General features: G+C 63.9%; 23 protein-coding genes and 1 pseudogene. 18 read left to right on the plus strand and 6 right to left on the minus strand.

Features of this window, described 5'->3' with window-relative positions; all coding sequences use genetic code 11:
- Nucleotides 1-88: 88 nt before the first annotated feature.
- Together hisI and QQL24_RS22045 are read left to right on the plus strand one after the other, a co-directional pair.
- Complete coding sequence (gene hisI, locus QQL24_RS22040) at nucleotides 89-496, plus strand: phosphoribosyl-AMP cyclohydrolase (RefSeq protein WP_284314448.1); 408 nt, start codon at nucleotides 89-91, stop codon at nucleotides 494-496.
- 34 nt (nucleotides 497-530) lie between these two features.
- Entirely contained in the window at nucleotides 531-1406 is an 876-nt protein-coding gene (locus QQL24_RS22045) for an NAD(P)-dependent oxidoreductase (protein WP_488803365.1), read from the plus strand.
- Nucleotides 1407-1451: 45 nt separating this feature from the next.
- Here the strand turns inward: QQL24_RS22045 and QQL24_RS22050 are convergent, their stop codons facing one another.
- The gene (locus QQL24_RS22050; RefSeq protein WP_284314449.1) at nucleotides 1452-2759 is read right to left on the minus strand and encodes an MFS transporter; all 1308 of its coding nucleotides are present in this window, start codon (nucleotides 2757-2759) and stop codon (nucleotides 1452-1454) included.
- A 95-nt stretch (nucleotides 2760-2854) separates the two neighbouring features.
- Between QQL24_RS22050 and QQL24_RS22055 the strand changes: the two genes are divergently transcribed.
- Nucleotides 2855-3013, plus strand: a complete 159-nt coding sequence (locus QQL24_RS22055; RefSeq protein ID WP_284314450.1) for a hypothetical protein — start codon at nucleotides 2855-2857, stop codon at nucleotides 3011-3013.
- 286 nt (nucleotides 3014-3299) lie between these two features.
- Entirely contained in the window at nucleotides 3300-4196 is an 897-nt protein-coding gene (locus QQL24_RS22060; RefSeq protein WP_284314451.1) for a cation diffusion facilitator family transporter, read from the plus strand.
- 240 nt (nucleotides 4197-4436) lie between these two features.
- Here the strand turns inward: QQL24_RS22060 and QQL24_RS22065 are convergent, their stop codons facing one another.
- A complete protein-coding gene (locus tag QQL24_RS22065) occupies nucleotides 4437-4913 on the minus strand; it encodes a DUF2867 domain-containing protein (RefSeq protein WP_284314452.1) in 477 nt (158 codons plus the stop codon).
- A gap of 96 nt (nucleotides 4914-5009) precedes the next feature.
- Nucleotides 5010-5936 (minus strand): hypothetical protein, encoded by a 927-nt coding sequence (locus tag QQL24_RS22070; protein WP_284314453.1) that lies wholly within the window; start codon nucleotides 5934-5936, stop codon nucleotides 5010-5012.
- Nucleotides 5937-6111: 175 nt separating this feature from the next.
- Between QQL24_RS22070 and QQL24_RS22075 the strand changes: the two genes are divergently transcribed.
- From QQL24_RS22075 to rpsI, 4 genes are all read left to right on the plus strand, one after another.
- Nucleotides 6112-6507: a RidA family protein gene (locus tag QQL24_RS22075; RefSeq protein WP_284314454.1), complete on the plus strand. Its 396-nt coding sequence runs from the start codon at nucleotides 6112-6114 to the stop codon at nucleotides 6505-6507.
- Nucleotides 6508-7021: 514 nt separating this feature from the next.
- The gene (locus QQL24_RS22080) at nucleotides 7022-7591 is read left to right on the plus strand and encodes a nitroreductase family protein (protein ID WP_284314455.1); all 570 of its coding nucleotides are present in this window, start codon (nucleotides 7022-7024) and stop codon (nucleotides 7589-7591) included.
- A gap of 219 nt (nucleotides 7592-7810) precedes the next feature.
- Nucleotides 7811-8272, plus strand: coding sequence for a 50S ribosomal protein L13 (gene rplM, locus QQL24_RS22085; protein WP_284314456.1), 462 nt, complete (start codon nucleotides 7811-7813; stop codon nucleotides 8270-8272).
- A 4-nt stretch (nucleotides 8273-8276) separates the two neighbouring features.
- The gene (rpsI, locus tag QQL24_RS22090; RefSeq protein ID WP_284314457.1) at nucleotides 8277-8750 is read left to right on the plus strand and encodes a 30S ribosomal protein S9; all 474 of its coding nucleotides are present in this window, start codon (nucleotides 8277-8279) and stop codon (nucleotides 8748-8750) included.
- A 976-nt stretch (nucleotides 8751-9726) separates the two neighbouring features.
- On the opposite strand, the gene QQL24_RS22095 is transcribed toward rpsI, so the two are convergent.
- Nucleotides 9727-10785, minus strand: coding sequence for a LacI family DNA-binding transcriptional regulator (locus QQL24_RS22095; RefSeq protein WP_284314458.1), 1059 nt, complete (start codon nucleotides 10783-10785; stop codon nucleotides 9727-9729).
- A gap of 191 nt (nucleotides 10786-10976) precedes the next feature.
- Between QQL24_RS22095 and QQL24_RS22100 the strand changes: the two genes are divergently transcribed.
- Together QQL24_RS22100 and QQL24_RS22105 are read left to right on the plus strand one after the other, a co-directional pair.
- A complete protein-coding gene (locus QQL24_RS22100) occupies nucleotides 10977-11186 on the plus strand; it encodes a hypothetical protein (RefSeq protein WP_284314459.1) in 210 nt (69 codons plus the stop codon).
- Between the two features lie 118 nt (nucleotides 11187-11304).
- Nucleotides 11305-12453: an AAA family ATPase gene (locus QQL24_RS22105; RefSeq protein ID WP_284314460.1), complete on the plus strand. Its 1149-nt coding sequence runs from the start codon at nucleotides 11305-11307 to the stop codon at nucleotides 12451-12453.
- 53 nt (nucleotides 12454-12506) lie between these two features.
- Here QQL24_RS22105 and QQL24_RS22110 read toward each other — a convergent pair whose 3' ends face one another.
- Nucleotides 12507-13358: an SHOCT domain-containing protein gene (locus QQL24_RS22110; RefSeq protein ID WP_284314461.1), complete on the minus strand. Its 852-nt coding sequence runs from the start codon at nucleotides 13356-13358 to the stop codon at nucleotides 12507-12509.
- A gap of 373 nt (nucleotides 13359-13731) precedes the next feature.
- Complete coding sequence (locus tag QQL24_RS22115; protein ID WP_284314462.1) at nucleotides 13732-14289, minus strand: PRC-barrel domain-containing protein; 558 nt, start codon at nucleotides 14287-14289, stop codon at nucleotides 13732-13734.
- A 135-nt stretch (nucleotides 14290-14424) separates the two neighbouring features.
- Here QQL24_RS22115 and QQL24_RS22120 point away from each other — a divergent pair.
- The 8 genes and pseudogenes from QQL24_RS22120 to QQL24_RS22155 all read left to right on the plus strand — a co-directional run bounded on the left by QQL24_RS22120 (nucleotide 14425) and on the right by QQL24_RS22155 (nucleotide 23859).
- Nucleotides 14425-15468, plus strand: a pseudogene (locus QQL24_RS22120) (PLP-dependent cysteine synthase family protein).
- Between the two features lie 308 nt (nucleotides 15469-15776).
- A complete protein-coding gene (locus tag QQL24_RS22125; protein WP_284314463.1) occupies nucleotides 15777-16664 on the plus strand; it encodes a phytanoyl-CoA dioxygenase family protein in 888 nt (295 codons plus the stop codon).
- A gap of 322 nt (nucleotides 16665-16986) precedes the next feature.
- On the plus strand, nucleotides 16987-17997 hold the full coding sequence (locus tag QQL24_RS22130; protein ID WP_284314464.1) for a LacI family DNA-binding transcriptional regulator: 1011 nt from the start codon (nucleotides 16987-16989) through the stop codon (nucleotides 17995-17997).
- 61 nt (nucleotides 17998-18058) lie between these two features.
- Nucleotides 18059-19042: an agmatinase gene (gene speB / locus QQL24_RS22135; RefSeq protein WP_284314465.1), complete on the plus strand. Its 984-nt coding sequence runs from the start codon at nucleotides 18059-18061 to the stop codon at nucleotides 19040-19042.
- Nucleotides 19039-20112: a phosphoribosylformylglycinamidine cyclo-ligase gene (gene purM, locus QQL24_RS22140; protein ID WP_284314466.1), complete on the plus strand. Its 1074-nt coding sequence runs from the start codon at nucleotides 19039-19041 to the stop codon at nucleotides 20110-20112. The genes speB and purM overlap by 4 nt, the downstream gene beginning before the upstream one ends.
- On the plus strand, nucleotides 20109-20744 hold the full coding sequence (gene purN, locus QQL24_RS22145) for a phosphoribosylglycinamide formyltransferase (RefSeq protein WP_284314467.1): 636 nt from the start codon (nucleotides 20109-20111) through the stop codon (nucleotides 20742-20744). The genes purM and purN overlap by 4 nt, the downstream gene beginning before the upstream one ends.
- 70 nt (nucleotides 20745-20814) lie before the next feature.
- Nucleotides 20815-22311 carry a hypothetical protein gene (locus tag QQL24_RS22150; protein WP_284314468.1) on the plus strand — a complete coding sequence of 499 codons (1497 nt, stop codon included), beginning with the start codon at nucleotides 20815-20817 and terminating at the stop codon, nucleotides 22309-22311.
- Nucleotides 22312-22401: 90 nt separating this feature from the next.
- Nucleotides 22402-23859, plus strand: coding sequence for a hypothetical protein (locus QQL24_RS22155; protein WP_284314469.1), 1458 nt, complete (start codon nucleotides 22402-22404; stop codon nucleotides 23857-23859).
- The last annotated feature ends 116 nt before the right edge of the window (nucleotides 23860-23975 follow it).

Genomic DNA, 23975 nt, shown 5'->3' on the forward strand with positions numbered 1-23975 from the left:
ATAAAGATCGAGGCGCAGCGCAAAGCCTCCCCCAGCTTCGTGGGGGAGGCTTTCGCGTCGCGCCTTTTGAATTTATGCGAGTTCTCCCATGCCTCATTTCCCGTCACCCGGCGACAAGGCCTCCCTGGAGGAAGGCCTTCTCTTCACGCCGAAGTTCGATCGCGATGGCCTGATCACCGTGGTCGCCATCGGCGCCGAGAAGGGCGAGGTGCTGATGGTCGCGCATATGAACGAGGAATCGCTCGCCCGGACGCTGGAGACCGGTGAGGCCTGGTACTGGTCGCGGTCCCGCCAGAGCCTGTGGCGCAAGGGCGAGACCTCGGGCCAGCTCCAGCACGTGGTGGAGATGCGCACCGATTGCGACCAGGACGCCCTGGTCATCCGCGTCGAAGTCGGCGGCGACGGCGGCTGCTGCCACACCGGCAGGCACTCCTGCTTCTATCGCGTGGTGAAGGGCGACAACGGCGGACCGGCGCGGCTGGAGAAGACGCACTGACTTCAAGTCGGTCATTCAACAGGAAGTAACAGCGATGCAGATCGGATTTGCCGGCCTCGGAAATATGGGCTTTGCCATGGCGGCCAACCTCGTCAAGGCGGGGCATGAGGTGCTGGCCTGGAACCGGTCGAAGGAGCCGGTCGCGCGGCTCGTCGCCCTCGGGGCGAAGGAAGCGGCGACACCGGCCGAGGCGGCGCAGGCCGGAATTTTCGTCACCATGCTGGCGGACGATGCTTCGACGCGCTCGATCCTGGAGGAGGGCGGAGCGCTGGCCGCCCTGAAGCCCGGCGCCGTCCATGTCTGCATGGCGACGGTTTCGGTGGCGTTCGCCCAGGAGATGGCCGGGCGGCATGCCGAGAAAGGTGTCGGCTACATCGCCGCGCCGGTGCTTGGGCGCGTGAATGTCGCCGAAGCCGGGCAGCTCAACATCCTGGCGGCCGGTGAGGACGCCTTGCTCGATCGGGTCCAGCCTGTCTTCGACGTCATGGGCCAGAAGACCTGGCGTTTCGGAGCCGAGCCCGAGCGAGCCAATGCGGTGAAGCTTGCCTCCAACTTCATGCTCGTCAGCGCCATCGAGACCATGGCCGAGGCTTCCGCCATGGTGGCCGGGCACGGCGTCGCCGTGGCGGATTTCCTGGCGATGGCCACCTCAACTGCGTTCGCTGCGCCGGTCTACAAGATCTATGGCGAGGCTATCGTGCAACAGCGTTTCGAGCCGGCCGGCTTCAAGCTGTCGCTCGCCCTGAAGGACATCCGCCTCGCGCTTGAAGCGGCGGAACTCGCCCGGGCGCCGATGCCTTTCGCGAGCACGCTGAAGGACAATCTCCTGGACGGCGTCGCCCATGGCGAGGGCCATCTCGACCTCGCGGCCCTGTCAAAGGTCGCGGCGCGGCGGGCCGGGAAGGGTTAGGCGGGAGCTATGACCGCCACTCTCGGCGAGGCCCCGCCGCTAGGTTCACACCCCGTCCGTCCTGCGCATGCTCAGCACCGCCAGGAAGCTCAGCACGGCGGCTGCGGTGATGTAGTAGCCGACATAGGAAAGGCCGCCGAAATCCTGCAGGCGCTTGGCGAGATAGGGCGCGAGCGAGGCGCCGAGGATGCCGCCGAGATTATAGGCGCTCGAGGCCCCGGTATAGCGCACGCGGGTGGGGAACAGCGCCGGCAGGAGGGCGCCGAGCGGAGCGAAGGTGAAGCCCATCAGTCCCAGCGAGACGGAGAGATAGACCAGGGTATCGAAAATGCTGCCGCTGCCAAGCAGGACAGGCAGGGCGAAGCCCGACAGGGCGGCCAGGGCGCTGGCGACGAGCAGGACCGGGCGTGCACCAAACCTGTCCGACAGGAAGGCCGAGATTGGCGTCGCGATCGCCATGAACACCACGGCGATGCAAAGCAGGCCGAGGAAGTCCGTGCTGGGGATATGCAGCGTCGCCACACCGTAGCCCAATGCAAACACCGTCGAGATGTAGAATAGGGCATAGCAGACCACGATCGAGAACGAGCCCTGGATCAATGGCAGCCAGTGCTCGCGGAGCACTTCGAGTAAGGGCACCTCGACCCGCTCGTTGCGGGCCATCGCGGCCTTGAATTCCGGCGTTTCGCTGATCGAGATGCGCAGATAGAGCCCGATCGCCACCAGCACGGCGCTGAGCAGGAAGGGAATCCGCCAGCCCCAGGCCTTGAAAGCATCCTCGCTGAGGGACAGCAAGAGGAGCAGGAACAGGCCGTTGGCGAGAAAGAAGCCGATCGGCGGCCCGAGCTGCGGGAACATGCCGAACCAGGAGCGCTTGCCCTTCGGTGCATTCTCGGTGGCGAGCAGCGCCGCGCCGCCCCATTCGCCGCCAAGGCCGATGCCCTGGCCGAAGCGCAGCAGGCAGAGCAGGATCGGTGCCAGCACCCCCGCCGCTTCATAGGTCGGCAGGGCACCGATCAGCGTGGTCGACAGGCCCATCACCAGCATGGAGGCGACGAGGGTGGACTTGCGGCCGATGCGGTCACCGAAATGGCCGAACAGGATCGAGCCGATCGGGCGTGCGATGAAGGCAATGCCAAAGGTCAGGAAGGCATTCAGCGTCTGTACGCCCGGATCGGAGGCAGGGAAAAAGGTCTTCCCGATCACCAGCGCGGCCGCCGTGCCGTAAATATAGAAATCGTAGAATTCGATGGTCGTGCCGATGAGGCTCGCCAGCACGATGCGGCCAAGACCACCCCGCGTCTGCGGCACGCCGCTTGTCGAAGCGGGGCTGGCTCCAGCGTTCCCTGCCATTGTGTTTTTCCGTCTATGATTTGTGAAATATTCTTGCTGTTCTTGATTCGGCGCAGATGTCGCAAGAATAGCGTTACTGCCTTCAGGCAGGAAAAGTGAAACGGCAATTGATCGTGATCGATGCCGCGCCGATCTTCATCGGGCTTGTGCTTGCCCAGGTCTCCCCCGGCCCGACCATGATGGCGGTGGCTTCGGCCTTCCTTGGTTCAACTCTACCCCTTGGGCTTACCGCACATCTTGCAGGACGAGATTGACGGAACGCGTTGGACGAGGAGCCAGACCTGATCGCAGGGCACGGTGCGATAATCCGCAGTTTGCAACAGGAATTTGCAAAATGGTTTGATTTGGGCTGACGCAACCTGCCGAGTGCGTAAGAATGGGTTTCCGCGACCCGCTCTTTGCCCTTATGCGGCTGCCCGCGGCATGCCGAATAGCCCGGGCTATATTACTTGCTCTGGCCTTAGGGCAGGGCCCGGGAGTAGGGACCTGCCTTAAGGCGCGCGTCGGGAGAGGATGCGCGCGTCCTACTCAGGAAGCAGCATGGATCGCGCCCAGAAAGCCGCCCTTGGCAGTGCCGGTATCGGCCTCATTGTCCTCGTGCTCAAGCTCGGGGCGTGGTGGGTCACGGGTTCGCTCGCCCTATATTCGGACGCGCTGGAAAGCATCATCAATGTCGTTGCCGCCGGCGCCGCCTTCATTGCGCTGCGGGTGGCGTCCAAGCCGGCCGATGGCGGCCATCCCTACGGGCATCACAAGGCCGAATATTTTTCCGCCGTGCTCGAAGGCGTGCTGATCGTCTTTGCGGCCATGATGATCCTGAAGGAGGCCTATGCCGGTATTCTCGCCCCCAAGCCCTTGGATACGCCGGCGCTCGGCCTTGCCGTGAACGCCGTTGCCAGCGTGATCAATGGCGTCTGGGCCTGGCAACTGCTGAAGCGTGGCCGGGAGTGGCGTTCCCCGGCGCTGATCGCCGACGGCAACCATGTGATGACCGATGTCTGGACGTCCTGCGGCATCCTCGTCGGTGTCGCCCTGGTGGCGGTGACGGGCTGGCTGGTGCTCGATCCGATCCTGGCCGCTATCGTGGCGCTCAACATCCTCTGGTCGGGCTGGGTGATGATCCGCGAATCCGTTTCCAGCCTGATGGACGCCTCGGCCCCACCCGACGTGCTCGACAGGATCGCCAAGACCATCGCCAGCCACAGCGAGGGCGCGCAGGAAGCCCATGACGTGCGCACGCGCCAGGTCGGCAGCGTCACCTTCATCGACTTCCATCTCGTGGTGAACGGCACGATGTCGGTGACTGAATCGCATGCCATTTGCGACCGCATCGAGGCTGCGCTACGCCAGGAGATCGAGGGCGCGCGTGTGACCATCCATGTCGAGCCTGAAGAGAAGGCCAAGCACAAGGGCGTGCCGGTGCTGCTGGCCTCCTGAGCGAAAACTTATCAGAGTAGAATTTTGTTTCGGCGCCCCCTCAGGAAACGTCGGCAAATTAGTGCTCTGTCATCCCCGGCGCGGCCTCTCTCGCTTCGCTCAAGAGCGCACTCACAAGCAAAGCTTGTGAGGATACGGCCGGGGATGACAGCGGCCATTAATTGCCGACGCGTCTTACGGTTTCCGCCGATTTTGGCAAATAGCAAGACGCTCCCGCTGATTACTCGAAACTCTTCGGCCTCAGGCCTTCGCCAATTGCCGCAGCATGGTCTGGGCGATGAGCTTGTGAAAGGGCAGGATCGTTGCGAGATAGGCCCGGCCGAGCAGATTATGGGTGAGCACGACCGTACTCAGTGTCACGTTCCGGCGCGCCGCAGGCGTTGAGACATCCACAACGATACGAAAATCCAGATGCTTGTCGTCAAAGCCGGCGACGACACGATCGGGTGTCTGGCTGATCACTGGAAAGATGCCGAGCATGCCGTGATTGGCCTGGTCGGGCGGGCCCTGCGTGTGCAGGCCGAACGGCGCGACCACCATATTGCGCAGCGTCAGGAGCATGTCGATCCATTGCGGGGAGCAGCCGATGACGCGCTCGGCGGCGCGGCGGGCATCAAGCGACGGATCGGCGACTTCGAGACGAAAGGCATCGGCAAACTGCGCGCCGGGCAGCAGCCTTCTTATTTCAGCTTCGGGTTTGACGGCGTGGGTTCTCATGTTTCCCTGCCTTTCTTGCGAGGGAACTCTACACGATCCGCGACGCCACGGCAGGGTGGCAAACTGGCGCGCTTCACGACCTGCACGCCTTTTACTTCAGCGCGCCACCACCTCGACATCACCATCCTCGCCGGCCTTCACATCGAATTCGCGCGTATAGACGCGGCCCTCATGCCGGGCCACCACGGTGTAGTTGCCCTCGGCCAGGATCAGCGAGGGGAAGGCGCCGATGGATTCGCGGATGACGTCGCCGCCCGGCGTCAGCACGGACCAGGCCGTGTTGGCGATGGCCTCGCCTCCCGGCTGGCTCACCAGCTTCAGCGTCAGGCTCGCCGCCATCTGGTGGAAGGTCGCTTCGGTCAGCTTGCCAGCCGTAATCGAGATCTCGGCAGAGACGGCGGCGTTGGAATCGCCATAGGTGCATTCGACATAATACCGGCCCTCGGGCAGGCGGATGATAGTGGTAGCCGAGACACCCTCGGCGATGAGGCGGCGCTCGCCTGTCGGCTGGATCAGCATGATGCGGGCGGTGAGCTGCGCCGCCGGTATCGGCTTGTCGAGTACGGAGGCTTCGACCTGCAGGCCGCCGGCCTTGATCACCAGCGTGTCCTCGAGAGCCTGCTTGGCGACCGTGATCTCCTTGGTGATGGCGGCGAGACCATAGGCCGCATGCACGACGTAACGGCCCGGCGGCAGCATGAATTTCGGGGTGGGATCATCGGACTCGGTCACCTTCACCGCATCCGCGCCTGCCGCCTCGATGTGGAAGACGCGCCATTTGAGGCCGGAGGTGATCTGCCCGCCCTTGTCGGTGAAGGCCGCCGCGAGGGTCACGCTGCGCAAGGTGGCCGGATCCACGGCCGGGGCAATCTGTGCCGGTGCGGTGTTGGGCGCGACAGAAGGGGGTGCGGGAGAAGGGCTCTGTGCCGGCGCCGGCGTCTCGGTCTGGGCGAGCGCTGGAAGCGACAGCGCCAGGAAGCAGGTACTCGCAACGAGGGCGCGGAAAGGGCGATCAAAAATCATGGCGTCACGATTCACGGAAAACCGGCAATTTCAAGCCCCTTCTTCAGAAGACCTGCTCGACCTTCGTTCCCATGCGAGCCGGTTCGTGATCGTATGGGTTGCCACCAATGGTGTTCTCGTTCCTCAGGGCATGCCCCGAGATGGGCCGATAAGGCTCCTGGTTCCGGAGAAGACGATGATCGAATTCATCAATACCCCGCAAGCTCGCGCCACCGGGCTGCCTTTCAGCCAGGCGGTTCGCGTCGGCGATATCCTTTATCTGTCGGGCGCTTTGGGAAACAAGCCCGGCGCGCTTGAACTCGTCAGCGGTGGCATGGAGGCGCAGGCACGCCAGACCATGGAGAACATCGGCCAGGTCCTGCGGGAGAACGGACTCGGCTTTGACGACGTCTTCAAATGCACGATCATGCTGGCCGACATGGCCAAATGGGCGGATTTCAACAAGGTCTATGTCCGCTATTTCAAGTCCGACCGCCTTCCCGCGCGCTCCGCCTTCGGGGCTAATGGCCTGGCCTTGGGGGCGGAGGTCGAGGTCGAATGCTGCGCCTATATGCCCAGGGCAGGGAACTGACCAGGCAAGGCAATCAGCCCGCGCGCTCTCGCGCCGCATCCTGGGCCCGCTGGCTCCGTTCGGCGCGAGCACCGGCCAAGACGACTGGCAGCAGGCCTGGAAAGCGGCTTTCGATGTCCTCGCTGCGCCGAAGCGTTTTGCGATTTGCCTGCATCGGCAAGAATCGCAAAGACGCGTCGAAACAAAGAGTCAGAGCAAAGCGGCGTCTGCGCCTAAACGCGCTTTGCTCTAAGTGATCAGGCGCTGGGCTCCTGCCGCGCAGCTGGCCTTCCTGCTTGCCACGTTGCGGCGCCCGCTCGGGCAGGCTGCGATCGGCTATGCAGACTTGCGTTGGCAAACCAGTGCTTCGCCTGCTTGGGGCCATGCCGGGGAGGAACCAGCGATGCCGAGTGTCGCACCCCGCTCCGAGGCAGGGAATGGGATCCCCGTCAGGTCTGTTCAAACTCCGCGCGACCCCTTATGTGATCGCCCATCGCCTGATGCAGGCATGGGATCTGGGCATAGGAATTTCGCGATGGATGCCGTTACTCTCTTGAAGACCCGCCGCTCGGTGCCGCCCGCCTTCCTGACGGAGCCCGGTCCCAATGCCCAGCAGCTGGAGACGCTGCTGACCATCGCCAGCCGCGTGCCGGATCACGGCAAGCTCGCACCCTGGCGCTTCGTGATCTACCAGGGCGCGGCGCGCGACAAGGCCAGCCAGATCGTCCTCGACACTTTCCTGGCCTCCTGCCCGGACGCCGACGAGGTCGCCCGCAAGAAGGAATCGAACCGTTTTTCGATGGCGCCGCTGGTGATCGGCGTGGTCTCCACCGCGGCCAACCATGTGAAGATTCCGCTGTGGGAGCAGGAGCTTTCCGCCGGCGCGGTCTGCGAGAATCTGGTCATCGCCGCGCACGCGCTCGGCTTCTCCTCGAGCTGGCTGACGGGCTGGATGGCTTATGACGAGCGGGTGCTGCTGCGCCTCGGCATCGCCTCGCATGAGAAGCTGGCAGGCTTCGTCCATATCGGCACGGCCAAGGAAGCCATGCCGGATCGGCCGCGCCCGAGCCTGGCCGAGATCATAACCTATTACGGCCAAAACTGAGGTAATTTAATACCTTTATTATAAGTCTTTGTTTTGGAAGGGAAAATCAGGGCATATTGCGAAAAACATGCATTGACGCCCCTCTGGCGCTCGTGTAGAAGCTCCCCAACTCGGCGGCCAAAGGGTTCCTTTGTCGGGACCCGGCTTGCAATGCAAGCCACTACTGGCCGCCTTGTCGTTTTCAACCGTCGATCGACAGCGCAACCCCAGGCGAGACCCATGTCCACCTATACGCTCAAGACCGCCGATATCGAGAAGAAGTGGGTCATCATCGACGCCAAGGGCCTGGTTGTGGGCCGCCTTGCCTCGGTGATCGCCATGCGTCTGCGCGGCAAGCACAAGCCGACCTACACGCCCAATCTCGACTGCGGCGACAACGTGATTGTCATCAATGCGGAGCAGGTGGTTTTCACCGGCCGCAAGCGCAATCAGAAGGTCTACTACCACCACACCGGGCATCCGGGTGGCATCAAGGAACGCACCGCCAAGTTCATCCTGGAGGGCAAGTTCCCCGAGCGCGTCGTTGAGAAGGCCGTGGAACGCATGGTTCCGCGTGGCCCCCTCGGCCGCAAGCAGATGCTCAACCTGCGCGTCTACAAGGGCACCGAGCATCCCCACGAGGCTCAGCAGCCCGAGGCGCTCGACGTTGGCGCCATGAACGCCAAGAATGTGAAGGGCTGATCCGATGGCCGATACCCTCAATTCGCTTCAGTCGCTGGGTGAAGTGGCTGCTGCCGCCGAAGCCCCCAAGCATGTCCAGAAGCTCGATGCCCATGGCCGCGCCTATGCCACCGGCAAGCGCAAGAACGCCATTGCCCGCGTGTGGATCAAGCCGGGCCCCGGCAAGGTCACCGTCAACGGCCGCGAGCTCGACGTGTACTTCGCCCGCCCCGTGCTGCGCATGCTGATCCAGCAGCCGCTCACGGTCGCCAACCGCGCCGGCCAGTATGACATCAACATCACCGTCGCCGGTGGTGGTCTGTCCGGCCAGGCCGGCGCCGTCCGTCACGGCGTCTCCAAGGCCCTGACCTATTTCGAGCCGGAACTGCGTCCGGCCCTGAAGAAGGAAGGCTTCCTCACCCGCGACAGCCGCGTGGTCGAGCGCAAGAAGTACGGCCGCGCCAAGGCCCGCCGCTCCTTCCAGTTCTCGAAGCGTTAAGCTTTCTGGACTTCGATTTCGGAAAACCCCGCTTCGGCGGGGTTTTTTATTGGGATGCACACCTAGAGCAAAATGCGTTCGGGCAGGAGCTGATTTTTAAATTAACTTACTGGTATCAAAAGCATTTTGCGATTCTTGGTGATTCGATCTGAAAGTAAAACGCTCTAATCCGTCCCGCAACGCGCAAACGCTCTCGTTCCCACGCCCTTTCCGGCTGGGTTGATGAGGAGACCGGGCGATGGCGGCTGCCGAGCAGCCGTGAAGGCAGGATCATGGAAGATGCAGGCCGCACTGTCGGTGCAGGCCGCCATCGCCCCGTTCCGGTTGCCTGGCCCGCTGACAAGGCGCGCAAGGCCACCTGTTTTTTCCGCCTTATGAAGGCGGAGGCGGGCCGGGAGCGGATGGCACGGACCATCCGAACCTGAGCCCAGCCGGCTCGGTGAAGGGGCTCAGCGCTGCAGTCCTGGCCGGACAGTGGCATAGGCCGTCTTCACCGCATCGGCGGGACGTGGGGACGAAGGCATTGCCGGGCTCAAGCCCTTCACGCTCCGTCCCGGGATCGTGTGGCACTTCCATGGGGTGCCGATCCCGTCTGTCCCGCTCGTCACCCTGGAGGCCGGCTTCGAGAGAAGCTGACCGCCGCGCACCTATCACCTGGATAGGCATCGGGTGGATGGAAGCGTTCGGAGCCGGGTTGATCATACACCGGCTGCTGACGCTTCATTCCGGGAGAGATGAGAGCATGGGAACGAAAGAAAATCAATATTTGTTGTCTTTCTGTTCAACGTAATCCAACGCCTGTGTCATCGACGGAAGAAGGACGCTAGGCGGGGTGTTGTCTTGGTTCGAGTGTCTCGGTCGCGAAGGGTATTGCCTAAAGCGTTTTGCGATTTGACGGCAAGAATCGCAAAGACGCGTCGAAACAAAGAGTTAGAGCAGAGCAGCGTTTGCGCTTAAACACGCTTTCTGCTCACCATCACTTCTTCGCCGCTGCCGTCGACTCCCGCACCACCAGCTCCGTCTCGAACTCCCGGCGCTGGATGTCGCCACTGTCTCCAAGGATCATCTCGACGGCGAGTTGGCCCATGTCGTGGATCGGCTGGGCGATGGTGGTCAGGGGCGGCCGGAACTGAGCGCCTTCGGCGACGCCGTCGAAGCCGATGACCGAGACATCGCCGGGCACCGACAGTCCGCGCTCGGCCAGCCAGGTGATGGCGGCGAAGGCGATGCGGTCGGACATGCAGAGCAGCGCCGTGGGCGGATCGGCGGCTGCGAAGATCTGTCCGAGACCCTCGCGGAGGGCCTCCTCATGCTCGCTCTGCGTCTCCAGGACAGGAATGCCGGCCGTGTCGACGCCGAAACCCGCGAGCACGTCGAAATAGCCGGCCACGCGGTCGCGCGAGGTCGAGTAGATGCCGGCCTGAACGTCCGCCAGGGTCACGAAGCCGTAATGCTCGTCCGTGAGGGGCGTGGCGAGGATGGCGAATTTGCGGTGGCCGAGGCCAGCCAGGTGCCGGGCGGCCAGGCGGGCGCCGGCGAAATTGTCGACGCCGATAGCCGAGATCGTTTCGTCCTTGGTGCCGAGATGCAATGCCACGAAAGGCAGCTGCCGCTCGCGCGTGAGCTCGACCAGCCGCGGGCCCTCGTCGATGCAGAAGAGAATGAAACCGTCGACCAGGGCGCTCTGCACATTCCAGGCGAGTCTCTGCTCGTTCATGGCCGAGACCAGGGCGATGCCGGCGCTATGGGCGTCGCAAGCCTGCGAGATCGCCGCCATCATGGCGCGCGCATAGGGGTCCTCGAAGAAGTAGGAGAGGGGCTCGGCCGTCACCAGCCCGATGGCGTTGACCTTGCCGGCCCGCAGCAGCCTGCCTTTGGGATCGGGACCGCGATAGCCGAGGGAGCGCGCCACGTCTCTCACACGTTCGCGCACCTCATCGCGCACCAGATGGGGCCGGTTGAAGACATTCGAGGCGGTGCCCTGCGAGACCCCGGCCGCCTTGGCGATATCCACGAGACGAACGACCTTCTCCAAATTCCGTTCTCCGCCGCTTGCAGGGGCACGATAGACCTGGCTTTGGATCGATTCAATTTTCTTGACAGCGACGATTTCACGTTCTAGATTTGAATCGATTCAAAGGCAGATAATGTGCCCAACACAGATGTTGGGTTTATTTAGCAACTTTCTTTGAATCGATTCAATACCTTTAACACAGGGAGCCGGCCATGATTCCCGCCAGCTATTTTTTCAAGAACGTCCAATGCCGTCAGTGGGAACAACCCGAATTGCCGGAGGGAGTTCCTGCCGAGGCCGTCCGCAGCGAGGAGCAGGGCTGGCTTCGCAGCCTCGTCGCAGCCTTCCGAGCCCGGCTCGTCGGGGATGCGAAGAAGGATCGGAAGTCGCAGCCGCAGTGCATCTCACCCCTGAGAGGCTGAACGATTGCACGAGGCCGGGAGGGCTGCGACCATCATGTGAAGATGAGCGGACGAGAATCATCCTGCCTGGTGGCAGGATTGGCTACTCGCCAAGCTGTTTCCACACCGATAGGCGCCCATGTCCTTTTCCGTCCGCGATATCTGGTTCAAGGGCTACCGCTCCCTGCGCTCCATCCATTTCGAGGTCGGCGATCTCACCGTGTTCGTCGGCGCCAATGGCGCCGGCAAGACAAATCTCTATCGCGGTCTGCAATTGATCCAGGCCGCCGCGCAGGGCTCCTTCGCCCACGAGCTGGCGCGTGAAGGGGGCCTCGCGGCGGCGCTGTGGGCCGGGATGCGCCCGAAGAACGAGCCGGCGCGCATTCATCTCGATGTCGGGCTGATCAACGAGAGCATGCGTTATCGCTATCGCATCGAGGCGGGGCTGGTGCAGCAGGCGGGCGGGACGATCCTCGGGACCGGATTTCTCGGTGAGCCGCAGGTCAAGGTGGAGACCCTCAAATTCAGCCATCGCGGGCGCGAGCGGACGGTCCTGGAGCGCAAGGGGCCAGGGGTGACCATCCTCGGCCTGGATGGCAAGCGCCGTTCGTTCGGCGTGCCGCTGCTCGCTTCCGAGACCGCCCTGGCGATCCTCCATGATGCCGATCGCCTGGCCGATATCGCTGCGGTGCGCCGCACCCTTCTGGAATGGCGCTTCTATCACGGCCTGCGCACTGACCGGGACTCGCCGATGCGCCAGCCCTGCCATGCCGTGACCACGCCGACCCTGGCTTCCGATGGCCATGACCTTGCCGCCGTCTTCGCCACGCTGGTGCATATCCGCGCCGATGCCGCAGCGCTGCAGGAATGCATCGACGAAGCCTTTCCCGGCGCCCGGCTGGTGGTGCCGATGCCGGACCGCATGGCATCCTTCGGCATGGTCTTTCCCGACAACCCCAAACGCGTCTACGAGGCGAACGAACTTTCCGACGGCACCCTGCGCTACCTGGCACTGGCCGGTGCGCTCCTCTCCGCCCGCCTGCCGCCCTTCATCGCTCTCAACGAACCCGAGGCGAGCCTGCATCCCGACCTGCTCGCACCTCTCGCCGGCATGATCGCGCGGGCGTCGCAGCGAGCCCAGATCTGGCTGGTGACGCATTCAAAGGCGCTGGCGGATGCAATCGAGGCCCTGTCCGGCGTGCCACCCCACCGCGTCATCAAGCGGGACGGCGAGACCTGGCTGGACGGCCTCCGGTTGGGTGGGGATTTCGCAGACGAGGACGACTAAAGCGTTTTGCGATTCTTGCCGCTCTCGTCAAATCGCAATACGCCTTAGGCCTCTCAAAGGCGGCTGAGCAATTCCATCTTCTTCGTAGCGAATTCCTCATTGGTGAGGATGCCCTTCTCCCGCAGAGCGGCCAGGCCTTCGATCGTCCTCAGGATATCGTCCATGCTGGAGGGCGCTGCCCGTGCCGAAACCGTGGCCGATGATGGCGGTTCGTCCGCGGCGGCTGGCGCGAGCGCGGTTGCCCGGAACGGAGCCGCGGCGGGGGCCGAAGGATCCGGGGCCTTGTTCGTATCGGCCTGCTGGCCTTCCGGCTCGACCAGCGGCAGCCCGGCGACCTTCACCAGGCCGAACTGGCTTGTGAACGACAGCGATTGATCGCCACTCTGCTGCTGGGAAAAGCCATACAGGTTGTGGTTGCCGGTGTCGTAGACCCTAATGTGGCCGCCCTCGAGAATGGCGAGCCGACGATGATCGGGGAAGAAGGCATAGCGCATGTCATTCTGGGCGCCTGAGGATGAGGGATGGCCGAGGTCCGCCGGCCACCACTGGCCGCTTGCCGCTCTCCCCTCGACGAACAGGCTGACGCCGGCCTCGCCCTGGCCTTGGGACTGATGGCTCTTTGGCCCAGCCCACAAGGAGGGCTGGCCCTGCACGAGAGCGGCGAGTTCATTGCACAGCGCATCGACGCGGTATTTCAGGCCCTGGTTGAACATGTCGCCGACCATGATCATGCCACCCTGCGACCATTGCCCCATGCCGCCGAGATCGGGGTGATTGAACTGGGCCTGGGTGCCGTTCCCCCTGACGAGCGCGTCGAGAAGCACGAGCACGGCCTCCGTGCTGATGGCGTGGCGGCTGGCGATCTCGTCCATGAGACGGCGGCCCTCGGGGGTGAGGTTCTGCATGAGGAGGCTTCCTGCCTGTTGCGGATGGCGAAGTGCGAACGCCGCCTATCTTCCTATAGGGGCCGCGCTGCGAAAGTAAGCGCCTTGATGGCATCCGGCCTGCTCAATCATGCCTCCGGTGCCCTTCTGCCCGGGAACGTTTTCAGCCCTCAATCGTTTCATCCAAGAGATGTAGGTGGCATTTTTTGCTGTTTTCTGCCGCTTCATCATCGGCCGAAGGAGAACAGCGGCAGGCCGGTGAACACTCTTTCCGAACTGCGACATTCAAGGAAACGAAAGGCCGGGATCCACAGGGATCCCGGCCTCTCTCGATGGTACTGTGCGGCGCTATATCACTCAGAAAAGCCGCAGCCGGTTCTGGATAGATCAGTCGTTATTGGCTTGCGGCCTCCGAGGCGAACTTGAAGTCGGGGGCGGACTGGAGTTGCTCCTTGGTCATCGCCAGCAGGCCTCGATAAGGATAATCCTGCACCTCGTTCTGAAGTGCGGCGGCAGGAGCGGGCATTGGGGTAGTCGGTCCCGCGCCACCAGTCGGTCCAGCCGGTGGTGCGGCTGCCGGATTCGGCTGCGGCGGTGGCGTGTCTACCCAGGATATGGCCGTGTAGGGCAGGGCGACGTTTTTCTGTCCGATGCCCAGGAAGCCGCCGACACCGATGACCACACCGATGATCGAGCCCTTCTTGTCGACGAGCAACTCATTGACCTTGCCGATATTCTCATCCTGCGGATTATAGATCTTGACGCCGACTAGCTCGCTCGCCCGATACTGGCCGGGGTCTGCCTTGGTGATGAAGGTCGCAGCCGCCGGGGCAGCTGTCGCCTGCGGTTGCTGCATCGTCTGCGGTTGGTTCGCCTGCTGTGCTTGCGCGATGGCGGGCACCGCCAGCATCGTGGCAAGCGCAAGAGCATAGGTTACTGTCTTGTGGGCCATGAAAACCTCCTCTCATGAGCCAGTCCCACCATAAAACGTGCGGAAAAGCGGGATGTTCCTCTTTTCTCCCGCTTCGGGTGGCGGCGAGCGCTGCTTTCCCGTATAGGCGCGGGACCCTTGAGAAGGAGAAACCGCGTGCCCCGCACTTGGCTCGATGGCGCCATTTCCAGGATCGAGGCGGATTTCGCCCGTTCCGCCGACACCCATCTCGTCAGCCTGCCGATCGGCGGGGAGATCGACCTCTTCTTCAAGGACGAGACCACCCATCCCAGCGGCAGCCTGAAACACCGCCTGGCGCGTTCCCTCTTCCTCTACGCCCTGTGCAATGGCTGGGTGCATGAGGACACCACCATCATCGAGGCCTCTTCCGGCTCGACCGCGATCAGCGAGGCCTAATTCGCCCGCCTGCTCGGCCTGCCCTTCATCGCCGTGGTGCCACGCTCCACCTCCGCGGAAAAACGGGCGCAGATCGAGTTCTATGGCGGCCAGCTGCATCTGGTCGACAGTGCCGATGCGGTCTACGAGGCCTCGCGCCAGCTTGCCCGCGAGACCAACGGCCATTTCATGGACCAGTTCACCTTCGCAGAGCGGGCGACGGACTGGCGCGGCAACAACAATATCGCCGAGTCCGTCTTCAACCAGATGGCGCGCGAACGGCAGCCGACCCCGGCCTGGATCGTGGTCGGGGCCGGCACGGGTGGCACCTCGGCAACCTTCGGCCGCTTCGTGCGCTATCGCCGCCATGCCACGAAGATCGCCGTGGCGGATCCCGAGAATTCTGTGTTCACGCCTTACCACGCCAGCGGCGACCGCAGCCTGGTCGCGGCCGTCGGCAGTCGCATCGAGGGCATCGGACGCCCGCGCGTCGAGCCCTCCTTCATCCGTGACGTGGTCGACGAGATGATACCGGTCGAGGATCTCGATTCCATCGCCGCCATGCGGGTGCTCTCGCGGCTGCTGGGACGGCGAGTCGGCCCCTCCACGGGCACCAACTTCATCGGCGTGCTGGCCCTGCGCCGCCGCATGATCGAGGCAGGGAAAGCGGGCTCCATCGTCTCGCTGATCTGCGATTCCGGCGAACGCTATGCCGATCTGTTCGACGACGGCTGCGTCGCCGGCCGCTTCGGGGAAGGGTTGGCGGAGAGGGTTGCGGCTGTGAGGACGCAGATCCGTCCCTGATGGGTGCTGGCGTTGCGGGTGGGATGCAGCGAACGCGGAGGGGCGATCACCGATCGCCCTCTTACCTTGATGTATGGACGCAGCGTTCCCAAGATTGTCGATCTCTAGCCCTTCGGCACAGCCGAAGTGGCGGGATCGACACTCCAAGTTTGGCGCGTCCTTTACTGCGAAAGTGGTTCTTCCACCCTTCTTGCGCACAAGGGCAAGCGCGGCTAATATCCTTGAAACTAAACGTTTAGCTAAACGTTTAATCCATGCTTCTGCAAAATTCCAAGAGTGATTCAATCACCGCAGATTGGAGGAAAAGGATGTATACCAAGCAGGCTTTGCGCGAGCTCGGCGTCACCGGAGCGGAATTCAGCGAGGAGCAGAGGCGCTCCCTCGACGACAACGGCTATTTCGTCGTCACGGACGTATTCTCGCCCGAAGAGTGCCGGGAAATGGCGGAGGAGTTCGACGCTCTCCATCGCAAGGAGGGCGAGCGGGGCGGGTATGAGGTGCATGTCGAGCCCGGTGCGCCGCGCGTCTCCAATCTCTTCAACAAGACGGCCGTCTATGATCGTTGCCTGGAGATCAAGCCGCTGCTGGCAGCCTCCCATTATCTGCTCGGCGAGTTCAAGCTGCATGGCGCCAATCTGCGCGATCCCCTGGCCGGCAAGGGCCATCAGGATCTGCATGTCGACGTGCCCAAGATCTTCCCGGACGATTGGTGGGTGCTGAACGCCATCGTCACCTTCGACGACATGAAGGCGGATAACGGGCCGACCCGCATCGTGCCGGGTTCGCACAGATGGCATCCGATCAACGTACCGCATGTCAATCAGGGTGATTGGGAGCCTGCGCCGCTGACGCCGGAAGAGGAGGCGCGCACGCCGAAGGACCTCGCTGCACCCTATCCGGGCGAGGTGCACGTCACCGCGCCGAAGGGTTCGGTAATCATCGTCAACTCCTCGATGTGGCATGGCGGCACGGTGAACCGCAGCGGCGAGCGCCGGCGCGTGCTGCACCTCACCTACACCCGCCGCGACCTGCCGCAGCAACTACTCCAGCGCGAATATCTCACGCAGGATCTCTATGAGCGCATGAACCCGGCCCATCGCTTCCTGATGGATATCGAGCCCCTGCCGGAAAACGCCGCCGCCCAGCGCTCCGCCCGCAAGGCCGGAGCCGGCACGGATGGGCATTGGTGGCGCTGAGTTGGCTATACCGAGGGCTCCGAACTCAAGCTTGAGAATGGCGGGGCGCGTCATTCCGGCCGCAGCGAAGCGAAGAGCCGGAATCCAAGAACATGATCCTGAGAAAACCGTGTTCTTGGATCCCGGGTCTCCCTTTGGTCGCCCGGGATGACGACTCGATCAGTTTGCGCTCTTCTCAGCCTGTGTTCAGAGCACTCTCGCACTGGGTGCGATTTGTGCCTCCTACGTTTAGCGGCCATTATCGGTGCGGGTGATTCCACCTTCGCCAATAGGCGATGTGGCACGTGCCAGCCGGCTACGGCCCTCCGGACCTCGAGCCTTCATGCCGACCCTTCGCGATGTCGCCCGCCTTGCCGGCGTTTCCACGGCCACCGTCTCCGCGACGCTCAGCGGCGCCGCCTTCGTCAGCGAGGCGCTGCAGGCGCGGGTGCGCGAGGCGGTCGATAGGCTCGGCTATTCTCCGCATGGCATCGCCCGCAGCCTGAAGAGCGGCTCTTCCCGTCTCGTCGGCCTGGTGATCCCGGATGTCACCAATCCCTTCTTCACCAACCTCGTCCATGGCGTCGAACAGCTGACGCGCCAGGACGGCTATTCGATGCTGCTGTGCGACACCGGCTTCGACGTCGTACGTGAGCGGGAGATGCTCTCCTTGATGCGCATGCAGCGCGTCGACGGCATCGTGCTCTGCCCGGCCGGCGACATCCAGGATTACCGCGAGGTCTTCGCCATCGGCCGCGGCACCCCGATCGTGCTCGTCGACAGCGCGCCGCCCGGGGCAAGCGTCGACTCTGTGGTGATCGACAATTTCGCCGCCGCCTTCGAAGCGACATCGCATCTCATCGATCTCGGACACCGGCATATCGCCGCCGTCGCCGGCCCGCGGCAGGGGCTTTCGAGCATCGAGCGCACGCGCGGTTTCCTGGCTGCGCTGGAGGCGCGCGGCGTGCCGCTCCGGCCTGATAGCATCGTCCATGCCGACTTCCATGAGGAGGGGGCCTATGACGCGGTCGCCGCGCTCATCGAAAAGCCGCAGTGGGCCACCGCCCTTTTCATCGCGAACAACCAGATGCTGGTCGGCGTGATGCGGCGCCTGCACGATGCCGGCCTGTCGGTGCCGAAGGACATCTCGGTGGCCGCCATCGACGATTTCCCCTGGGCGAGCGCCTTCCGGCCCGCTCTCACCACCATGCGCCAGCCGGTGGAGGCGCTGGCTGCCCAGGCCGTCGAGCGCTTACGCGCCCGTATGGCCGGCGATCTCTCCGAGCCCCGGCGCATCGAGCTCGCCGCCAGCCTGATCGTACGGGACTCGGTAGCCAGGATCGCGCCTGGCTGAGACGGTATTTCCTTTGTCACCCGTTCGCCGTAAATCCTGAGCATCAACTCCGGAGTTCATCATGGCTGGCCCTACCGCCGATCCGCTGCGCCCCCGCCCGACCGACAACGCCGTCTTCCGCAAGGAGGTGTTGGGCGGCGCTACCGAGCCGACCTATGGCGGCGTACTCTCCTTCATGCGCCGGCGCTTCCAGCGAGACCTGACGGGCATCGACGTGGCGGTCTGGGGCATCCCCTTCGATGCCGCCGTTTCCAACCGGCCGGGCGCCCGCTTCGGACCACAGGGCGTGCGCCGCGCCTCGGCGATCTTCGATGGCGATCCGCAATATCCCTTCCACGCCGACCCGTTCGAGCATCTCGCTGTGGTCGACTACGGTGACTGCTCCTTCGATTATGCCCGCCACAGCGAGATCCCGGCCTGCATCGAGGCACAGGCCCGCGATGTCATCGATACCGGCACCATGCTGTGTTCGATCGGCGGCGATCACTATGTCACCTGGCCACTGCTCAAGGCCCATGCCGCCAGGCACGGGCCGATGGCGCTGGTGCATTTCGATGCCCATCAGGACACCTGGTATGACGACGAGGGCCGCATCGATCACGGTTCCTTCGTCGGCCGCGCCGTGAAGGACGGCATCATCCTGCCCGAGCGCTCCATCCAGATCGGCATCCGCACCCATGCGCCCGACGATTGCGGCATCAAGATCCTCTATGGCGAGGACCTGGAGACCCTGACGGTCGATCAGATCGTGAATGAGGTTCGCGAGCGCGTGGGCGATGCCAAGACCTACATCACCTTCGATATCGATTGCCTCGACCCGGCCTACGCGCCCGGCACCGGTACGCCCGTCTCGGGCGGGCCGTCCTCGCGCCAGGCACTGATGATCCTGCGCCGCCTCGGCTTCCTCGACATCGTCGGCTGCGATCTTGTCGAGGTGGCCCCGGCCTATGATCATGCCGATATCACCTCGATTGCGGGTGCAACTGTGGTTCAGCACTATCTGGGCTTGATTGCCGAGCGGAAGCAGGGCAAAGCCGGACGATGAGCAAGACACAGAAGAATTCGCTGACCTATGCCGATGCCGGCGTCGATATCGATGCCGGCAATGCCATGGTCGATGCCATCAAGCCGCTGGTGCGCGCGACCCGCCGTGTCGGCGCCGATGCCGAGATCGGCGGCTTCGGCGGCCTGTTCGACCTCAAGGCCTGCGGCTTCAAGGATCCCGTGCTGGTGGCGGCCAATGACGGCGTCGGCACCAAGCTCAAGGTGGCAATCGAGACCGGCATCCACGACACGGTGGGCATCGACCTTGTGGCGATGTCGGTCAACGATCTTGTGGTGCAGGGCGCCGAGCCCCTGTTCTTCCTCGACTATTTCGCCACTGGCAAACTCGCGCCGGGGCAGGGGGTCGCCATCGTCAAGGGCATCGCCGAAGGCTGCAAGGACGCCGGCTGCGCCTTGATCGGCGGCGAAACGGCCGAGATGCCCGGCATGTATGCGGATGGCGACTATGACCTTGCGGGCTTTGCCGTCGGTGCCGTCGAGCGCGATGCCATCCTGCCGCGCGGCAGTGTCTCCGAAGGCGATGTGATCCTGGGCCTGGCTTCCTCGGGCGTGCATTCCAACGGCTATTCGCTGGTGCGCAAGATCGTCTCGCTCTCGGGCTTGGCCTGGGACGCGCCGGCGCCCTTCGCGACAAGCAAGACGCTTGGCGAGGCGCTGCTGACGCCGACACGCATCTATGTGAAGCCGCTTCTGCAGGCCCTCAAGGCCACTGGCAGCGCCATCAAGGCGCTCGCCCACATCACCGGGGGCGGTTTCCCCGACAATATCCCGCGCGTGCTGCCCGAGGGTATCGGCGCCTCGATCGACCTTGCCGCCATCACGCCGCCACCGGTGTTCGGCTGGCTGTCGCGGGCCGGGGGCGTCGAGGAGCGCGAGATGCTGCGCACCTTCAATTGCGGTGTCGGCATGATCGTGGTCACGGCGGCTGACGATGCCGAGGCGGTCGAGAAAGCCCTCGCCGAAGCCGGCCTGCCGCCGATGCGGCTGGGCACGGTGGTGCGCCAGGAGGGTGCCGAGCGCGTCACCTACAGGGGCAGGCTCGCACTATGAAGGGCCGCAAGCGGGTCGCCATCCTGATTTCCGGGCGCGGCTCCAACATGGCCGCCTTGATCGAGGCTGCGAAGGACCCGTCCTATCCGGCTGAAATCGTTGCGGTCATTTCCAACCGTCCCGGCGCCCCCGGCCTCACGCGTGCGCGCGAAGCGGGCCTCGTCGCTGAGGCGATCGACCATAAGGCCTTCGCCAGCCGCTCGGATTTCGAGGCGGCGCTCGAGGCGCGGCTGGAGGCCCATGTCGTCGATCTCGTCGTGCTCGCCGGCTTCATGCGGCTGATGACGGCGGCCTTTGTCGAAAGCTGGGCCGGCCGTATGATCAACATCCATCCCGCCTTGCTGCCGGCCTTTCCGGGTCTGGCCACGCATGAGCGAGCGCTGGAAGCGGGCGTCCGGCTGCATGGCTGCACGGTACATTATGTTACGCCGGGCATGGACGAGGGGCCGATCATCGCCCAGGCTGCGGTACCCGTCCTTGCCGGCGATACGGCCGCTGAACTTGGCGCCCGCGTGCTGCGCGCCGAGCATAAGCTGTACCCGGCTGCCCTGGCGCGCGTAGCGCGCGGCGAGGCGCCGATCGTCGGCGAGAGGGTGGAGATCGCCTCGGGTGATCTTCTCATGAATCCATAGGGGTGCGTCATCTGCCTGTTCGCCCCTGATCTTATGAAAGAGGCTGGCAGCCAATTTTCGGGGGGAATGCATGCCGATCTTGAGCGGATATCACTTTTGCAAGGGCAGGGCGGTTAGCGCCTTCACAGCCTCCCTTGGCCTCGGTGCCCTGTTGGGATTGGCCTGTGCCGCACCGGCCTCGGCCGCACCGGCGACGGCCGACGGCGCCCGCAAGCTCACCGAAGCCCTTCAGGCCTATGTCGGCATCGAACCTTTCGCCAAGGGTTTTCTCGCCATCGCGCCGCATGGCGAGAGCTACGACCTTGCCATTTCCTTCGACAGCAGCAAGCTCGACATGCCCGAGTCGGAGGGCCTCACGCGCCTCGATCGCTATGTCGTGCATCTGACGCCGAAGCCTGACGGCACCTGGGCCGTCAACACCGATCCCGGCCCGATCGCCCTGTCGTGGACAGAAGCCGGCTCCGATCAAAACCAGAAGTTCGATCTGAAATTCGCGGACTGCGTCAGCAAGGGTGTCTTCGATCCCAAGCTGATGGCCTTCCCGACCCTGTCGTCGAAATGCGCCAGCGCCGCCCTTAAGGTGCGGGCGCCGGACGGGGATCTCGATCTCACGAGCGGAGAGCTGACCTCGCAGGGCACCGCCAAGGCCGGCGCGACCGGCGGTGTCGATCTCACCTCCGATGTGAAACTGGCGATCATGAACGGCAAGTTCCTCGACAAGAAATCGCCCGGCGAGCCGCTCCCCATCACCTTCCGGATCGGCGCCCTGCACCAGGCGATGGCTGCCACCGGCGTGCGCACGATCGCGGCGGCGGACCTCATCACCTTCGTGCGCGACAATGCGGCGCGCAACCGCTTCGAGCTTCCACAGGATGAACTGAAGACGAAGCTGCGGGCTGCCCTGCCGCTGTGGGAGGATCTCGCCAGTGACGCTAGCCTCGACGATGGCGTGGTCGAGCTGCCCACCGGCAGCGCCAGGATCGCCCATTTCGAGGAGAAGCAGGCCCTGACCGGCGTGGTCAAGGACGCCCGCTATGCCGATTCCCTCAGCTACTCAGGCCTGGAAATCCCGCCTGCGGTGGTGCCGGACTGGGCGCGCGTGCTCGTTCCCTCCCAGGCGGGCTACGACACCAAGCTCTCCTTCTCCGGCCTCGACGGCATGGCCGATGCGCTCATCCGCGGCCTTGACCTGACGCAGGACCCGCCCGTCAGCAAGATGGCGGGCGTGGCGTTGCTCACACGCTTCTTCAGCGGCCAGCCGCGCTACGATCTCTCCCTCAATGCGACGGCGCAGGCCTACAAGGTCAAGGGGCAGGGCCAGGCGTCGATCAATCCGGAGCCTCAAGCCCATATCGCGGTATCCGCGACCGGGTTCGACGCCGTCGTTGATGCGCTGAAAAAGTCAGGCGATCCCGATATGCAGAACGGCCTGATGGGTCTTGCCTTCATCAAGGGGCTGGCCAAGACCGGCCCGGACGGGCAGATGATCTGGAACGTCTCCTACGACATGGTCACCAACAAGGTCTGGGTCAACGACCAAGGCTTTGCGCTGCCGGAGCCGCAGTAAGGGGCGCCTGACCACTGCCCGTGCCCAGGGGGCGGACAGTTGATGATCGGTGACTGACATTGCGGAAGGACGATCTTGTCGATGGGATGCATGTCAGATCCCGGCCGGTTTCGCCTGCCTGCTGTTTCGGGTGCCCTAGGGCTGGTGCTGGGCGGTCTGGCGCTGTCATGGACCGCCCCGCCGGCCGCGAGCGCAACGGAGGGAACAGCCGAAGGGGCGCGTGAGCTGCAGGCATCAATCGAGCAGTATTTCGGCCAGGAGATCTTCGAGAAGGGCATTCTCACCATCGCACCGCGTGGCGATGGCTATGATTTCGTAATTCATCGCAACCGGATCGCCGCAAAGCAGCCCGACCCCCCGGCCCCGGATCTTCAGATGACCTTCCATGTCGTTCCGGAGGCTGACGGCACCTATGCCTTCAAATCCGAAGGCGATCCTTTCACCGGTTCCGACGCGGGAGGAGGCTCCATGCAGTCTCTCCAGAATTGCCAGGCCCATGGCGTTTTCGATGCGAGAGCCCGCTATTTCGCTTCGCTGGACGCGGGTTGCGACAGGATTGCCCTCAAGGGACAGCTTGAGAGCGAACCGTTTTCGGTGGATACGGGCAAGATCTCGTTCCATATGAGCGGCAAGCCGGCCGCAAACGGGGCCTCCGATATCGATATGGCCTTCGATGTGCCCGATCTCGTTACCGTGGTCCCCAACAAGGATACGCCCGATCCGAAGGACTTCAGTCGCTTCACCGTCGGACATATCCATTACGGCATCCACCTCGATGCCGTGCACTATGCCGGGCTTTTCGATTTCTATCGCTTTGCCCTCAGCCTCGACACGGTCGCGAAGGCGCAAGCGGCCGATAGCGAGCTGCGAGACAGGTTCAAGGCGATCCTGCCGGTGTGGAACGGGCTCCAGGTTGAAGCCGCCTACGACGCCGTGCGCGTCGAATCGACCGGTGTCACCGTCCTGCTCGACCATTATGGCGAGAGGCATGCTCTCTCCGGCATGGTCAAGGACGGCCATTACAGTCTGGATGTCACGCTCGCGGGCTTTGCCCTCGCCCCCAACAGGAAGTCGCTGCCCGCCGGCATCCTGCCCTCGGGGCTGGGATTGAGGTTCGATGTCACCGGTGTCGATCTCGAACGCATCGCCAACACCATGCTCGACAATCCCGGCTCCTCCGATGCCGGATTGCAGAGCGCCCTGGTGGACCTCCTCATCGACGGCAAGGCAGTTTTCAGCGCCGATGCCAGTGTGACGGCGCCGGACTACGCCGTGATCGGCAAGGCGCGGGCGCCGATCAATCTGCGCATGCAGGGCACCGGCAGCTTCTCGGCATCGGGCTATGACGCGATCTCGGCGGACATCAGCCAGCTTAAGTCCGAGGATGTCGCCGGTTATGCGCTCATCCTGGCTTTTCTCAAGGGACTGGCCAGGGGCACGCCGGACGGACACCTCGCCTGGGATGTCGCGTTCGATCTCGTCGCCAGAAAGATCACAGTGAACGGCCAGAGCTTCGACCTGCCTGAGAAGGGAAAGGGCGAGGAGTAGGTTAAGGTCTGGCTGACGGGCTCGATCTTGGCAAGCGAAGGCTCAGTTCATCCTTCCCCGACTGCGGGGAAGGTGGCGCTGCGAAGCAGTGACGGAAGGGGGAGAGCGACGCGACA

The organism is Labrys miyagiensis, from assembly GCF_030160835.1.
Taxonomy (GTDB): domain Bacteria; phylum Pseudomonadota; class Alphaproteobacteria; order Rhizobiales; family Labraceae; genus Labrys; species Labrys miyagiensis.